This is a genomic window from Maledivibacter halophilus (assembly GCF_900167445.1).
Classification (GTDB): Bacteria; Bacillota; Clostridia; order Peptostreptococcales; family Caminicellaceae; genus Maledivibacter; species Maledivibacter halophilus.
Genome location: NZ_FUZT01000003.1, coordinates 223,293 through 238,558 on the forward strand (window position 1 = coordinate 223,293; position 15,266 = coordinate 238,558).

The window sequence follows — 15,266 nt, forward strand, 5'->3', positions numbered from 1 at the left end:
GGTTTAGACAACTTGTCTCACCAAAGATATTTTATAACAAATTCCTTATAATGTAAACGAAATTTCATATTTGTAATATTATTTTAATCATATTTTACCAGCTTTACTCCGGCTTCTTCAAGGATTTTTAGTGATAACTCATCAGGATACTTCCCTTTGTAATATATGGTTTTTATCCCTGCATTTATTGCCATTTTAGCACATAAAACACAGGGTTGAAGGGTTACATATAGTTCCGAATCCTTTATGCTTACGCCATGATAGGCAGCTTGAATTATGGCATTTTGTTCTGCATGGGTTCCTCTACAAAGCTCTGCTCTTTCTCCTGAGGGTATATTCATTTTCTCCCTGTAACATCCAATATCTATGCAATGGGGTGTATTAGCCGGTGCGCCATTATATCCCGTAGCAAGTATTCTTTTATCCTTAACTATAACAGCACCTACTTTTCGTCTAAGGCAAGTAGATCTGCTTTTTACAACCTCAGCCATTTCCATAAAATAGTCATTCCAATTTGGGCGCATGCATCCCCCTCCAATCGATACAAATGCGCCAAAGGACGCATTTGCAGTTTTTTAAGATCAATTTTTCCTAAAGAGTCTTAAAAAACAATGGTATAATCCATAAATAATAATTATATTAATACCTTCTACATTTTATTCACTCTTACTTTAAATTATTTCTAAATAGTACTTGCTGCTTTGTACATTTTTCTACTTTGTTCCAAATAGCCTGTCTCCTGCGTCTCCTAAACCTGGAACTATATATGCATGTTCATCTAATTTTTCGTCAACTGCTGCAACATATATATCTATATCAGGGTGGGCCTTATGAACTGCATCTATTCCTTCTGGTGCTGCAATAAGACATACCAATTTAATATTAGTTGCTCCTTTATCCTTAATAAATTTTATAGCAGCCTTTGCAGATCCCCCTGTAGCCAGCATTGGGTCAACAATTATAAGTTCTCTTTCATGTACATCTGTAGGCAATTTGCAATAGTATTCAACTGGATTTAAAGTTTCCGGATCTCTATATAGTCCAACATGTCCTACTTTGGCAGCTGGAAGCAAATTCAAAAATCCATCCACCATTCCAAGCCCTGCTCTTAATATTGGAACAATAGCTAATTTTCTGCCTGAAATAACCTTGGATTTAGTCTTGCAAACCGGTGTCTCAATTTCAATATCTTCCAAGGGCAAATCCCTGGTCACCTCATAGGCCATTAGCATTGAGAGTTCCTTAACCAATTCTTTAAATTCCTTTGTTCCAGTATTTTTATCTCTTATTAATGTTAATTTATGCTGTAGTAATGGATGATCCATAACAAAAACTTTACTCATTCTAAGCAGCTCCTTCCAGTTATTAAGTTTTAAATTTAAATAAAGATTATAATTTATAGGATTAAACCTTATATTATCCCTTGAAATATTTAGTTTCTATATCTGTAATTTTTCCTACTCTTCTTTCATGTCTTCCACCTTCAAATTCCTCTTTTAGCCACACATCTACAATTTTCAATGCAAGCCCTTGACCAACAACCCTTTCGCCTAATGCAAGGACATTGGCATTGTTATGGGCCCTTGACATTTCTGCTGAAAATGTATCGGATACAACGGCACATCTTATGCCAGTTACCTTATTAGCTGATATAGATATTCCTATTCCTGTACCACAGCATACTATTCCTCTATCATAGTCTCCTGATTTCACTGCCTCGGCAACCTTCATACCAAATTCAGGATAGTCTACTGATTCAGTAGAGCTTGTTCCAAAGTCTTTATATTCAATGCCCTTTTCCTCCAAATGATTTTTAATAGCTTCTTTTAAATTATAGCCACCATGGTCACTACCTATTGCTATTTTCAATTTCTTTTCCTCCTTGAGTTTTGTTAATAAAAAGACGCAAACCTTTTATATGTTCTACATATTATAAATATATTCCTTCTTTTTTTATTTGTAATATTTGCTAACTATTTTTTTTAAAGCTTTTTCTATTTCATCGGCACATGCTTTGTACACATCAATATTTTGTCCATATGGATCAGAAATATCAGCTGTTTCTCCATGGGAAAATTCTTTTAGCGTATATAGTTTTTCCTTTGCACTTGGCACAGCCCTTAGAATTTGTCTTTTATGGCTATTTGTCATAGTCAGTATAATATCAGATTCTTCAATCATCTCCTTGGTCAATTGTTTAGAAGCATGACTATTTAAATCAATATTTTTTTCCTTTAGAGCTTCAATTGCATTCACTGAAGCTTTTTGCCCTTCAGATGCCCAAATTCCTGCTGACAATACTTTTATATCCTTATCTTCATCCAGCTCTTTAATAAGATCCTTAAAAATAGCCTCGGCCATACTACTTCTACATGTATTTCCAGTACATACAAATAGAACAGTTTTCACCTATATCCCTCCTTAGTTACTTTATGGTCATATCTTTATTGTCAGTAGATAGTACGAATATTTTACATTTTGAGCCACTACACCCTCACCACATTATGTCCTGCAGCCTTCATCAGCCTGTTCATTATAGCTTGTCCTATGTTTCTTTCTTCAAAGGTTTCAGCTAATATAATATCCACACCTTTTTCATCAAACTCCCTCAACACTTTAAAAAGGTTGGCTGCAACAGTTTCTAAACTGCCTCTTTTGCCAACAGATATTATTGCTCCACCCTTATATTTATCCTTTGTTTCATCTGTAGCCATTATTCCAACCCTATATCCTTCACTCTCTTTAGCCAATCTTAACTCTTCTATCCCTCTAACCATATTGTCCAATTCTCCGCTTATAAGAATTACATCGGCATTTGGTGAATAATGTGTATATTTCATTCCCGGCGATTTCGGTATAAATTCACCAGCTCCACTATTTTTTACGGCAGGGTCAACTTCTACCTCTCCAATTACCTTCTCCAGCTCTTCCTTTGTAACTCCACCGGGTCTTAAAATCATGGGAGTATCTACGGTAATGTCTACTACTGTTGACTCCACTCCTACATCTACATCGCCACCACATATGATAGCATCTACCCTTCCCTTTAGATCCTTTAACACATGGGTTTCCTTTGTAGTGCTTGGCTTACCTGATATATTAGCACTTGGTGCAGCAATCGGAACACTGGATAGCTCTATTAAAGCCTTTGCAATTGGATGGGAAGGCATTCTAACAGCCACAGTATCTAAACCTCCTGTAACACTTTTAGGTACTAAAGAAGATTTCTTAAATATTAAGGTCAAAGGCCCTGGCCAAAATGCGTTAATAAGCTTTTCAGCCTTTTCAGGTAACTCTTTGATAAGCCTATGAATATCTTCATATCTGGCTATATGTACTATAAGGGGGTTATCGGAAGGTCTCCCCTTGGCCTGAAATATTTTCTTAACGGCATCTTCATCTAAAGCATTAGCTCCCAATCCATAAACAGTTTCAGTGGGGAACGCAACAGTTCCACCATTTTTTAATATTTTTGCACTTTTTTCCAGTCTATCAATATCTATATTCTCTTTATCAATGTAAATTATACTGGTTTTTATCATTTGTAATCAATCCTTTATTATCCTCTAGCTGAAAGTAAAAATTATTACAACTTATCAAATCCAAATTGTTTGTTTCTATTATACATAAAAATTTATATAAAGTTAAGGGTAAATTGAGCCTAATGCCCTTTTGTCATAAACAATCCTACTATAAAACCCAAAATAAGACCAATAGTAGATGTTCTTCCTCCATATAATTTGCTAGAATTTGGTATAAGCTCTCCACATGTTATATAAAGCATTGTTCCTCCTGCAAAGGATAAACAAAACGCTATAAAAGCTCCTGAAATTTCTCCTAATACTGCTCCTATAAAAGCTCCTATTCCCATAGGCAGTCCCACTAAAAAAGTAGATAATATTGACTTAAGCCTTGACATTCCTCCTACCCTCATTGGTGCAGCCATAGACATGCCCTCTGGTATATTATGTAACGCTATAACAATAGATATTCCTATTCCAAGCTCTTTTGTTGCCATAAATCCAGAACCGATTGCCAAGCCTTCGGGAAAATTATGCAATGCCACTCCTAGGCCTATTAATCTTCCCATTTTTAGCAAATTTGTATTACTGCTAATCTTGGCTGATCTTCGACTACGAACCAGTTCATCAATGAATATTGTAATTATGACACCTATAATTATTCCTGCCAGCCCTATTAAAAATTTAGCCCTTTCAAAAGCCTCCGGCAAAAGGTCAAAACAAACTATAGTGAGCATTATCCCTGCTGAAAATCCAAGAATAAGGCTGAGAATCCTGTTGCCCGGCTTTCCAAGGCTCAGGGCCAACATTCCTCCCAGTCCCGTGCCAATAACTCCAACCAGAAAGCCTGTAAGTGTTATGTGTACAATATTATCCATTAATCCCCACATCCCATATATTAGTTTATTATGCTATCTAATTTATATGAACAAAGGGTGGGATGTATGCTAAGGATGGATACAAGGGGACGGTTCTTCTATACCACTAAAAATGCCATAGAAGAACCGTCCCCTTATATCTTCACCTTTTATATTCTTATCTTGCAAAACTCCATTTAAGCAGTGATGGTGTTATTAAGGTCGTTATTAATACCATCATTATTACCGCTGCCAACTGCTGTCCATTTATTATATCTATAGCCACACCAAGATTTGCTATAATTATAGCCACCTCAGCTCTTGGAATCATGCCAATACCTATTTGTAATGCTTTAGTTCCATCAAATCCCGATATTCTAGCTCCAAATCCACAACCTATAATCTTACCTAAAGCCCCTAATATAACAAGTATAATTCCGATACCAAAGGCACTTATGGCAGATTTAAGGTCAACACCAAGACCTATAGCAACAAAAAATATAGGTGTAAAAATCAAATATGATATTTTATGAATTTCATGGGAAATTCTATGTCTATGGCTAGTCATTGAAAAAACTACTCCCGCAAAATAAGCTCCTGTTATAGCAGCCACACCTAGTTCTTCTGATAAATATGCCAGGATAAAACAAAATATTATAGCATATCCTACTATAGTATCTTCTATATTTATTTTGCTAGAGATTTTTGACAACAGCTTAATGAGTAGGTATCCTATTATAAATGTTATAACAAAAAATATTCCGATTTTAGCTACAACTACAAAAAGACTACTATTTGCTCCAGGCTTTACCAGTCCTATAATTACTGTTAATAGAATAATACCAACAACATCATCTATGATTGCTGCCCCCAATATACCTATACCCTGTTTACTTCTCATTTGATCTATTTCTCTTAGGGTTTGTACTGATATACTTACACTTGTTGCGGTAGATATTACTCCCATAAATAAACTAGCTAATAAATTGTCTGTAATAAAATAAATACCTGTAGATACCAACAGAAATGGAGTTATAACTCCTCCCAAGGCTATTAGGGATGAAGATTTTCCAGAAGCCTTTAGCTCATTTACATCAGTTTCAAGCCCTGCAAGAAACATCAAAAAGATTACTCCAATTTCTGCAAGATGACTTATGGTCTCAGTTTTTTCTATTATTCCCATTCCTAAAATAAGCCCTGCTAAAATTTGTCCCAAAACGGCTGGCTGCTTAAACTTTTTGCTTATAATGCCTCCTATATTTGCTGCTAAAAGTATTACTCCTATATGAAGTAAAAAAGCTAATTTGGATTCCATCTTAAAAACTCCCTTCAATTAATTTTAATTAATTAGAAAGGAGCATTTATGTTTTACATTCATCGCACTTAAGCATTTTCACACCTTCTTTTTAGTCAAGGTTCATTTTCTTAGTATACTCCTATTAAATAATTTTTTCAATAAATTTCACAAAAATTTAAAGTGTTTTTCTAATTTATAATAGTATACCAGTGTCCAGGGATACTAATACATTTATACTTGTATTTTATAACTTTAATCTTAGAATTTTTTTAAGCAAACGAGACAATTCTCCTCTATTTTAAAAGTCCTCGTATTTATGCCAGAAGGTGATTTTCCTTATATAAAAGCTGCGCTAAAGATTCAACTTCAACGCAGCTTATCTATCCCTATATCAATCCAGATTTTTGCAATAATCTTCTTATAATCACTGCCACCTCAGCTCGGGTAATCTTATCCTTAGGAGCAAGAATACTTATACTTTTTCCCGATAGGATGCCTTGATTTACACAGGTATTAATACTGCTTTTTGCCCATGGTGCAGATTGTGCAAAATCAGCATATCCTTCCAACTGGGTAAATTCATCTTTTTGTGATTTTCCTTTGAGCCCAGTGATATTCATTGCTCTGGTCACCATGGCCATGGCTTCTTCACGGGTAATAAAGTCCAGTGGCTTGAATCTGCTATTCTCATAACCGTTAATGATATCATACCCATAAGCAGTCTTAATATAATCACAATACCAAGAATCTTCTGATACATCTATAAATGGATTAGTTCCTATTCCTGGTTTTAGCCCTAACCCTCTTACCATAATGGCAACAAATTCAGCCCGGGTAATACTACGATCAGGCTCAAACCGATTGTTTCCCACACCGCCAACAATCATTCTCGAACCCATATCGTTAATAGCCTCCTGAGCCCAGTGGGCTTTAACATCCTTGAATTTTTGTGGATGATAGATGAGTACATAAGTACTGTCTGTAAAGCTGTTGATTTGAGCATAATATTTGCCATCAGCTTTAATTACTTTAGTCGGTACATGTCTCACACTGCCATTAGGTTCAACAATTACACCAGTGGTGATCCTATCAATATCTAAGTCTTTTGGAATAGTTATGCTTCTTTTGACATAATCGCTATAATTACTAACTTTTATTGTTTTTTTATTATGGCTGCATTGAACTATGAAATCAACTGGAGAAGCAGCAATTGTAAAATCATTACCTTTAGCTGCCTTTTCTACTGTATTTAACGTATCTCCCTGGAGCTTAGCTATGCTTATTTCTACATCAATATCTTTTAACTTTACATTTTTGCCCAATTGATTGGCCGCAGTCTCCATATCAATTTGCGCTGCAGGCAGTGTATAAGCCCCATATTCAGTTTTAACTTCAATAACCGCCTGCTCCTTGGCCATATCGTCTAACAACTCACCATTGAGGATTGCTGTAGAGCAATCGGCTGTTTTATTAAATAAAATGGCGACAACTGTATGCTGTCCTTCTTTTTTAAGTTTTTTCTCTAGCTTTTGTTTATCAATGGTAATCTTTTGTATTCTCTTCCCATTGTCCCTATCGGTTGTTAGTATACCTGCTTTTTCCTTTTCACCATTTACATAAATTGTCACATAGTCATCTTTACTTAAACCCCTGCTGCTGTGGCTGGAATGATGATCATCATCACTACTGTCTTCTTCATAAAAGTTTAACAGCTGGAAGCAGCTGAATTTATGGATAATAAATTCCATGGCTACCGGCTCGTCATTTTCATACTGAAACATACCACTTAGCAATTCGGTGGTGCCGTCGCTATGTTCAATAAAGATATGCATGGAATCCAAAAATTCTTGTTGATCTTTATCTGGTATGTCAATTCCCCTTAAGGGAATTGATACTCTGGTACTGGAGCCCCTAAAGTTTGTTTCAATTCTTCTGGGAATGCTCAGGACATTTATTGGCCTACCATCTGCAGCTTTTACAACTGTCATATTTGTAGCAATGTTGTTTTTAACCTCATCTTGTTCTTCTTTATCTTTTACAGATACCATTCTAAAGAAAAGATCACTACCCCTTTCAGCCACATCTTGTAGTTCCTGGTAATCAATATTAACTGAGCCTTCATTTGTTTGAATGTGGAGTCCAGAATTTTTGTCTGCCATAGCTTCTAAGAATGCAGCTGGCACTTCCACTACCTGTTCGTCTGCCGGTTCTGTTTCTGACTGTGGTATTTCTATCATAATTGTCCGCTGTTTTTCATCGGCTTTATCTGGATTAATCCCATCGATTAAATGTGCAAGTTTGTCTTGATTCAAGATTACGGTGTCAATTTTACTGCCGTTATTGAGGTTAGTTCTTAAGATTCCAACATTGTCTTTATTCTCCGTACCTTCCTGGCCCACTTGCACATTGGCTTCTCTAGATGTAGTTTGTCGCATATCACTATCATCAATGCTCACCGCCTCATTTCTTACCACGAGGAGGAATGTTTTAGTGATTGTATACTCACCGAGGCTGATCTCGGCGGTCAAAATAGCCTTAGCATCTGCTGTTTTCGGACGAATAACGCTTCCTACAGTTTCACCATTTTGCTTTGTAATCTGTATAATACCTGAGTTATTAGATGTCCAATTGATGGTAGTTCCATACAACCCTTCATCCAATAATGTAAATGAAGATGTAACACATTCCCAGTTGTCTCCGTGTTCAAAGGTAAAGGCTTTGGCTATACTCAGATCACGTGCAGCGTCCTGTATGCTATCTTTGGCTGTCTTTTTAAGAAGTCTTACAGTAAATATTTTGGTTTTTTGTGCTCCGCTTATCTCATGGGTGATGGTGGCAGTTAGTGTTACTGTAAGGTCTGCCTCATCGGCTGTAGGCCGCGTTACTCTACCTGTAGTTGTAATGCCCTCATCACTAGATGTCCAATTAATAATGGTATGTCCTGATTTACCTACTTTTGGCAGATACAGATTTCTTGTTACATGCTTAGCATGATCTCCCGAGGCATATCCAATAGCTAGGGCTTCATAGTCTTCACGCAGATCCAATTCCGGGGATTTTGGTTTAACTATTACTTTCACCCTTGCCCTATGCTCATCTGTATTAGCAATTCCTTCGAGCAAGACCAATGTGCCTTCAAATTCATAAGTATCCCCTTTATTGGCATCATATTCCGGTGTTCCTTTATCCCAGTTAACAGCTAGATTCTGCCTTGTCTCGTCTGCTAATGTTACCTGAACTGCTGCTGGCAGGCCAATATCCTTTAATGCTGTGCCATAGGGTACATCCACATTTTCTATTGCTTCGATATCTATAATTTCCTGAGCCTGTGCACCTTTTTCTAGCACTGTGACACTGATCTTTGCTTTATGTTCAGCTGTGTTGCTGATATATTCTTCTAAAACCAGGCTTCCTGTGAATTGATAAACACCTGGTGTATCACTATGGTAAGTGGAGCTTTCCATATCCCAATTCACACTCAGGTTTGTGACCGAATAATCATCCAAAGTAACTTGAACCCTTTTGGGCAGCTTGAGTTCATCAAGTGGTGTGCCATAAGGAACGTTAATATCTGCTGTTGCTTTTACATCTGTAATTTCTTTGTTAACCGGTATTGATTCAGATACGGTTACAGCAATGGTTTTGTTTTTTGCAGTTCCATGGACTTTATTGATGTTAACAACTACATTATCGGTTATTTCTTCTTCTGTATATGTAATATCTCCATTATTATCCACATTGTAATTTGCCGATTCTAAGCTCAAGGTAACACCGGTTGCACCCATGCCAGGGATATCATTTAAGTATGTCAACAAATTAGCATGGGTTCCTTCGATGGCTGTAAAGCTTGAGGGTAATAATCCTCTGGCTTTAGTGATGGCTGCATTGGCTAACTCTTCGGGAGTTGGTTTAGGGGGAGGAGTTTGCTTTTTTAAAACAATTACCTTTACAGCTGCTTTATGATTATTTGTATTGACAATTCCTTCTTCTAATAAGATTAGTGTTCCTGTGAAAATATAATCTCCTGGATTATTGCCCTTATATTCCGGTTGTCCACCATCCCAGTTTACAGCCAAGCTTGTAATGGAACTATTTTCCAAGGTAACTTTAACGGTTATCGGTAACTCTATTTCATTAAGTTCAGTGCCATAATTCACTTTGATGTCTGCTATATTTTTCACAGAGCTTATGGGAAGCGGTTCTGTACCTGCCGAAGGAACCCCACTGCCATCACCTATCTCTACCAAAACTGGATAACCACTGTTTTTGTCATCATCTTTGCCCCATTTTGCCAGTGTAATACCACTAGGTATCCCTGTAATGTCACTTAAATTTTTATTGAGACTTTGGGCAAAATAATATGTTTGCATCTCAGATGCTTCCATTCCAAAAATATTATCGTAGTAGTATCCGCCGCTACCGATACCTTTCTCAGCTGCACCTATTCTCCAATATCCATTTGTTAATATACTCCCATCATATAAATCTCCTACTAAACCTCCAACATAAGTTCCAGCTCCACCTTCTATATTTCCTGCAGCATAACTGTTCGCTATTGTTCCAAACAGATTAAACCCTACCAGACCTCCAACAGCATGATCCTCACCTTCTACATTTCCCATAGCATAACTATTGGCTATTGTACCACTCTCATTAAACCCCACCAGACCTCCAACAGCATAATCCCCTTCTACATTTCCCGTAGCATAACTGTTGGCTATTGTATCAAATTTATTAACCCCTACCAGACCTCCAGCAGCATAATCCCCTTCTACATCTCCTGCAGCATAACTGTTCTCTATTGTACCAGCATTAAATCCTACCAGACCACCAATACTATTCTCTCCTTCTACATTTCCTGTAGCATAACTGTTCTTTATTGTACTATCCAGATTAACCCCTATCAAACCTCCAGCATCAGCATTTGCTTTCGCTGAATATATGGCACAATTTTCAACACCAACATTCTGTATTGCTGCTTTCTCGGCATATCCAAACAAACCAACATATCGAAAAGTTGTATCTTTATCTTCCTTCGTACCGATTTTTACATTAAAGATGATATTGCCTTTTCCGTCAAAAACTCCCCTGAATATCTTCCTATAATAGGAATTTTCAGAAGTTCCAATTGGTGTCCAGTAATACTCTGCCAGATCAATGTCATCAGCAAGCTCTACTGTTTTATCTTTAAAACTGTTTCCCTGATTGTTCACCTGATCGGCAACCCAGGCTAAGCCTAGTGCTGTATTGATTATATAAGTATCATCATTTACACTGTAGTCAGTATCCTCTTTCGCATTTCCAGCCACATCAGCCCAGTTGGTAATCTCCCCAGCTGCTATATCATCTGATGTGAGCTGATCTTGATAGAATTTGACCACATTATCATTTTCATCCACATCATAAACCTGCAAATATTTATCTGGGTCTATACCTTCCGTAATATCATCTCCAGATATGTAGTCATCTATTAAGTTATCTCCACTTGTAGGCCCTTCATCTCCAACCTTAGGGGTCGCCACGGAATCTGAGGTGATATTAACTACAAACTTCGCAGTGGCATCTCCTGTAACCGATGCTTTGGTTGAACCGACTTCCATTCCAGGCGATACATCAACATCCAATGCTGGAGCTTCTGTGGTCTCTTTTTCTATAGTCACATTGCTTGTATCTTCTGTTGTTGTCTTATTTCCTGCATTATCAACTGCAGTTACAGAAACATTTTTATTTGTTCCTTCTGTTACTCCTGAATCTATTGTATAGGCTGCTGTCCATATACTACTGCTTTCCGATGCTTCTACTGCATCTCCACCACCAAATTCACTGAAATCCACTGTGACACTGCTTATGTCACTATTGTTATCTCCAGATTCTGTATCGTCCCATTCTGCGGTTACGGTGTCTCCTACTTTAAAAACACTGTCCCTTCCCGCTGCTCCACTTAGGGATATATATTCATCTGTTACTATTGGATTTATCCTGTCTACAACCAATTTTCCAGCATAATCCATTGCAGCTGTTCCGCCATTACCATCATCTGCTGTAAACGTTACATCCTCATATGTACCTTCTGCAATATTTAAATCATCTATATCCCAGGTTAATGTCCACTTTTCACTTCCACCTTCTACTGTATCAGTTGCCTCATTTCCATCAATAGTAGCTGATACAGTCACGTCATTATCTGCATCTGAAATTGTACCAGAAATAGAAATATCCTCATTATTTCCATAAGTTAAATTGATATCATGATTTGTAATAGAAATAGAAAGTGCACTACCTCCACTGATACCACTCCCCACTTTTGCTTCGTCAGCACTTACCGTCAGCGTCAGTATGGTGAGCATCATCACAAGTATCAGTAATATTACAATTTGCTTTTTACATATGTTTTTGTTCATTTTATATCCCCCTCTCTATTACTCTTTAACTTCTACAAACAGCTTCGTCATATTCATAACATAAGTTACCTGATTTAACCATATAAAATCATAATAGCATCTATTTCCAAAAAGTAAATTATCCTTTAGGATAATTTTAGAAAAAAGGGGAGTAAAAAACCAGGGGAACGGTTCTCATGGTTTAGAATTGCCAACCACAAAAATCGTCCCCCTGGTTTTTGTATTAAACTAAGGAACTCCTTGGTTTAGGGTTTTACATTTAACTCAATTTCTTCAATTTTTCAGCTTGATCAGTAGTAATTAATGCATCAACTATTTCATCAATCTCACCATCTAAAAATTGATGAAGCTTATATATTGTTAATGTTATTCTATGATCGGTTACACGACCTTGAGGATAATTATAGGTTCTAATTTTTTCACTTCTTTCTCCCGTACCAACCTGACTCTTTCTAGCCTCGGCAATTTCTGCATTTTGTTCAGCCATAACAGTATCATAAAGCCTTGCCTTTAAAACCTTCATTGCCTTTTCTTTGTTTTTCAATTGTGATTTTTCATCCTGACATGTAACAACCATTCCAGTAGGTATATGGGTTATTCTTACAGCCGAATCAGTAGTATTAACACTTTGTCCTCCATTACCAGAGGATCTAAAAACATCGATTCTTAAATCATTTTGATTAATATCCACCTCTACATCATCCACTTCTGGAAGCACCGCAACAGTAGCAGTGGAAGTATGGATTCGTCCTCCCGATTCAGTAGAAGGTATTCTTTGAACCCTATGGACGCCACTTTCATATTTGAGCCTTGAATATGCTCCTTTACCCTTTATCATAAATATTACTTCCTTTATTCCTCCTACACCAGTTTCATTACTACTCATCATTTCTGTTTTCCAATTATTTCTTTCGGCGTATCTTGTATATAGTCTCAGCAGCTCAGCAGCAAACAGTCCAGCTTCATCGCCTCCTGCTCCTGCCCTTATCTCTACAATAACGTTCTTTTCATCATTTGGATCCTTTGGTATTAGAAGTAGCTTTAGCTCTTCTTCCAAGGGTTCTACCCTTTCTTCTAATTCCTCTAATTCCATTTTAGCCATTTCTCTTAATTCATCATCTTTACTTTCCTTTAAAATTTCTCTGGCTTCTTCAATCCCAGACTTAACCTCCTTATACTCCATATATTTATCAACAATAGGCTTTAATGAAGCATGTTCTTTAATATACTTTTGCCACACAGTCTGGTCGCTAATTACCTCCGGATCAGATATTTTTTTACTTAAATCCTCATATTTTTCTTCTATAAAATTTAATTTTTCAAACATAATATCACCCCATTTTTAAGTTCTAAGTTCCAGGTTCTAAGTTAGTAAGCTTTGAACTTACCACTTAGAGCTTTATTCTTGCGCTTACCACTCTTTCAATACCAGCTAAATCCTTAGTTATCTCAATATCTACATATTTCTTTTTCTCCTCCATGAGCTTAACAACCCTTTGAGCCTGGTCGTGGCCTACCTCCAAGGCTATTAGTCCATTATTTTTTAAATACACAGGAGCTTTGTCTATTATCACCCTATAAAAATCAAGACCATCCTCACCACCATCTAATGCAAGCCTTGGCTCAAATTTAGATACTTCAATTTGAAGGGTATCTATATCCTCTGTAGGTATATAAGGCGGATTGGATACTAAAATATCTATTCTCTCTAATAAATTTATATTCTCTAGAGGTTCAAATAAGCTTCCCTTTAAAAAATTTATTTTAGGCAGCACATTATTTTTCACTGCATTTATTCTAGCTATGTCTAATGCTTTTTGCGATATATCTATTGAATAGATATATGAATTTTGAACATATTTTGCTAAACTAACAGATATGGCTCCACTTCCTGTACCTATATCTATAATATTATATTTATCATTCTCATCTATACTGTCTAATATCTTTTCTATCAAAATCTCAGTATCTGGTCTTGGTATCAATACCCCTTCCTCTAAATAAAACTCTAATCCCATAAATTCTTGAATACCAGTTATATATTGGACTGGAACTCCACAAGCCCTTTTTTGAATCAATCCTTTATATTCTAAAATTTGCTTGTGGGTCAATACTCTATCCTTATTCACTATTAAGTATAGCCTATCTACCTTTAAAATATGGCAAAGTATAACCTGGGCATCCAACAGAGGGGTAGAAACCTTTGTTTTAAGCCTTCCTACAGCTTCCTTCAATATCTTCTCAATAGTTATCATTACAAATCCTGATCCTTTACAAGTATACTTTTTAAAGCTTCAATAGCAACCTCCAGCTGACTGTCATCGGGTTCTTTGGTAGTTAATTTTTGAAGCATAAGTCCAGGATAACTGAGAAGTCTCATGATTTTAGATTTGCTTTTCCCTGCTACCTTTATGATTTCATAGGAAATCCCCGCCACCAAAGGAAGTAATATTAGCTTTATAATTATTCTTTCTATCGGACTTTCCCATCCTATAAAAGAAAATAGAATTATACTGATTATCATAACAAAAAGTAGGAAACTGGTTCCACATCTTGGATGAAGAGTAGTAAATTCTCTGGCATTTTCTGGAGTCAATAGTTTTCCACTTTCATAACAGTAAATCACCTTATGCTCTGCTCCATGATATTCAAAAACTCTTTTTATCTCCTTCATTCTCGATATAATAATAATATATCCAATGAACATTAAAATTTTCAAAGTTCCTTCAAATCCACTAAGTACTAATCGATTGGTAAATATATTTTTAAGAAAATTAATAAGAAAAGTAGGTATAAACATAAATATTAATAGGGCCATTGCCAAGGCCAGGAAAACAGAAAAATAAGTAACTATATCATCTGCTTTATCTCCTAATTTTTCTTCCAGCCATTTTTCAAATTTACCTTTATCATACTGAGAATTCCCTTCTTCAAAAAACTCTGCGGAATAAGTGATAGCCCTTACACCTATTATCATTGAATTAAAAAAAGCTATAACACCTCTTAAAACAGGTATTTTATAAAGCTTGGATTTTTCTATTTTACTTACAGGTTCCTTCTTTACTACTATTTCACCGTCAGATTTCCTTACAGCCATAGCAAGCCCATCGGGCCCCTTCATCATTACTCCTTCAATTAAGGCCTGTCCGCCGACACTAACTTTTTCCATTTTTTCACCTGCTTTCAAAAC

The 15,266-nt window shown here is 36.3% G+C and carries 11 protein-coding genes; all 11 read right to left on the reverse strand.

Annotated elements, in window-relative coordinates:
- Window positions 1-83: 83 nt before the first annotated feature.
- The 11 genes from B5X81_RS07060 to B5X81_RS07110 all read right to left on the reverse strand — a co-directional run bounded on the left by B5X81_RS07060 (window position 84) and on the right by B5X81_RS07110 (window position 15,245).
- Window positions 84-524: a deoxycytidylate deaminase gene (locus tag B5X81_RS07060; RefSeq protein ID WP_079490488.1), complete on the reverse strand. Its 441-nt coding sequence runs from the start codon at window positions 522-524 to the stop codon at window positions 84-86.
- A 189-nt stretch (window positions 525-713) separates the two neighbouring features.
- Window positions 714-1,343 (reverse strand): uracil phosphoribosyltransferase, encoded by a 630-nt coding sequence (gene upp, locus B5X81_RS07065; RefSeq protein ID WP_079490489.1) that lies wholly within the window; start codon window positions 1,341-1,343, stop codon window positions 714-716.
- 73 nt (window positions 1,344-1,416) lie between these two features.
- The gene (gene rpiB / locus B5X81_RS27730; RefSeq protein ID WP_079490491.1) at window positions 1,417-1,869 is read right to left on the reverse strand and encodes a ribose 5-phosphate isomerase B; all 453 of its coding nucleotides are present in this window, start codon (window positions 1,867-1,869) and stop codon (window positions 1,417-1,419) included.
- Window positions 1,870-1,953: 84 nt separating this feature from the next.
- Window positions 1,954-2,409 (reverse strand): low molecular weight protein arginine phosphatase, encoded by a 456-nt coding sequence (locus tag B5X81_RS27735; RefSeq protein ID WP_079490492.1) that lies wholly within the window; start codon window positions 2,407-2,409, stop codon window positions 1,954-1,956.
- Window positions 2,410-2,486: 77 nt separating this feature from the next.
- A complete protein-coding gene (locus B5X81_RS07080; RefSeq protein WP_079490494.1) occupies window positions 2,487-3,542 on the reverse strand; it encodes an L-threonylcarbamoyladenylate synthase in 1,056 nt (351 codons plus the stop codon).
- 119 nt (window positions 3,543-3,661) lie between these two features.
- Window positions 3,662-4,399: a ZIP family metal transporter gene (locus tag B5X81_RS07085; RefSeq protein WP_079490495.1), complete on the reverse strand. Its 738-nt coding sequence runs from the start codon at window positions 4,397-4,399 to the stop codon at window positions 3,662-3,664.
- A gap of 157 nt (window positions 4,400-4,556) precedes the next feature.
- Window positions 4,557-5,693, reverse strand: a complete 1,137-nt coding sequence (locus tag B5X81_RS07090; protein WP_079490497.1) for a cation:proton antiporter — start codon at window positions 5,691-5,693, stop codon at window positions 4,557-4,559.
- A gap of 368 nt (window positions 5,694-6,061) precedes the next feature.
- Window positions 6,062-12,076 carry an immunoglobulin-like domain-containing protein gene (locus B5X81_RS07095; RefSeq protein ID WP_079490498.1) on the reverse strand — a complete coding sequence of 2,005 codons (6,015 nt, stop codon included), beginning with the start codon at window positions 12,074-12,076 and terminating at the stop codon, window positions 6,062-6,064.
- Between the two features lie 259 nt (window positions 12,077-12,335).
- A complete protein-coding gene (gene prfA, locus B5X81_RS07100) occupies window positions 12,336-13,403 on the reverse strand; it encodes a peptide chain release factor 1 (RefSeq protein WP_079490500.1) in 1,068 nt (355 codons plus the stop codon).
- A gap of 64 nt (window positions 13,404-13,467) precedes the next feature.
- The gene (gene prmC, locus B5X81_RS07105; protein ID WP_079490501.1) at window positions 13,468-14,331 is read right to left on the reverse strand and encodes a peptide chain release factor N(5)-glutamine methyltransferase; all 864 of its coding nucleotides are present in this window, start codon (window positions 14,329-14,331) and stop codon (window positions 13,468-13,470) included.
- Window positions 14,331-15,245, reverse strand: a complete 915-nt coding sequence (locus tag B5X81_RS07110; protein WP_079490503.1) for a DUF1385 domain-containing protein — start codon at window positions 15,243-15,245, stop codon at window positions 14,331-14,333. Before B5X81_RS07110 ends, prmC begins: the two co-directional genes overlap by 1 nt.
- Window positions 15,246-15,266: the final 21 nt, after the last annotated feature.

Coding starts and splice junctions, on each gene's coding strand:
- upp (WP_079490489.1), bottom strand. CDS start 1,343: ATGAGTAAAGTTTTTGTTATGGATCATCCATTACTACAGCATAAATTA.
- B5X81_RS07080 (WP_079490494.1), bottom strand. CDS start 3,542: ATGATAAAAACCAGTATAATTTACATTGATAAAGAGAATATAGATATT.
- B5X81_RS07090 (WP_079490497.1), bottom strand. CDS start 5,693: ATGGAATCCAAATTAGCTTTTTTACTTCATATAGGAGTAATACTTTTA.
- B5X81_RS07095 (WP_079490498.1), bottom strand. CDS start 12,076: ATGAACAAAAACATATGTAAAAAGCAAATTGTAATATTACTGATACTT.
- prmC (WP_079490501.1), bottom strand. CDS start 14,331: ATGATAACTATTGAGAAGATATTGAAGGAAGCTGTAGGAAGGCTTAAA.
- B5X81_RS07085 (WP_079490495.1), bottom strand. CDS start 4,399: ATGGATAATATTGTACACATAACACTTACAGGCTTTCTGGTTGGAGTT.
- prfA (WP_079490500.1), bottom strand. CDS start 13,403: ATGTTTGAAAAATTAAATTTTATAGAAGAAAAATATGAGGATTTAAGT.
- B5X81_RS07060 (WP_079490488.1), bottom strand. CDS start 524: ATGCGCCCAAATTGGAATGACTATTTTATGGAAATGGCTGAGGTTGTA.
- B5X81_RS07110 (WP_079490503.1), bottom strand. CDS start 15,245: ATGGAAAAAGTTAGTGTCGGCGGACAGGCCTTAATTGAAGGAGTAATG.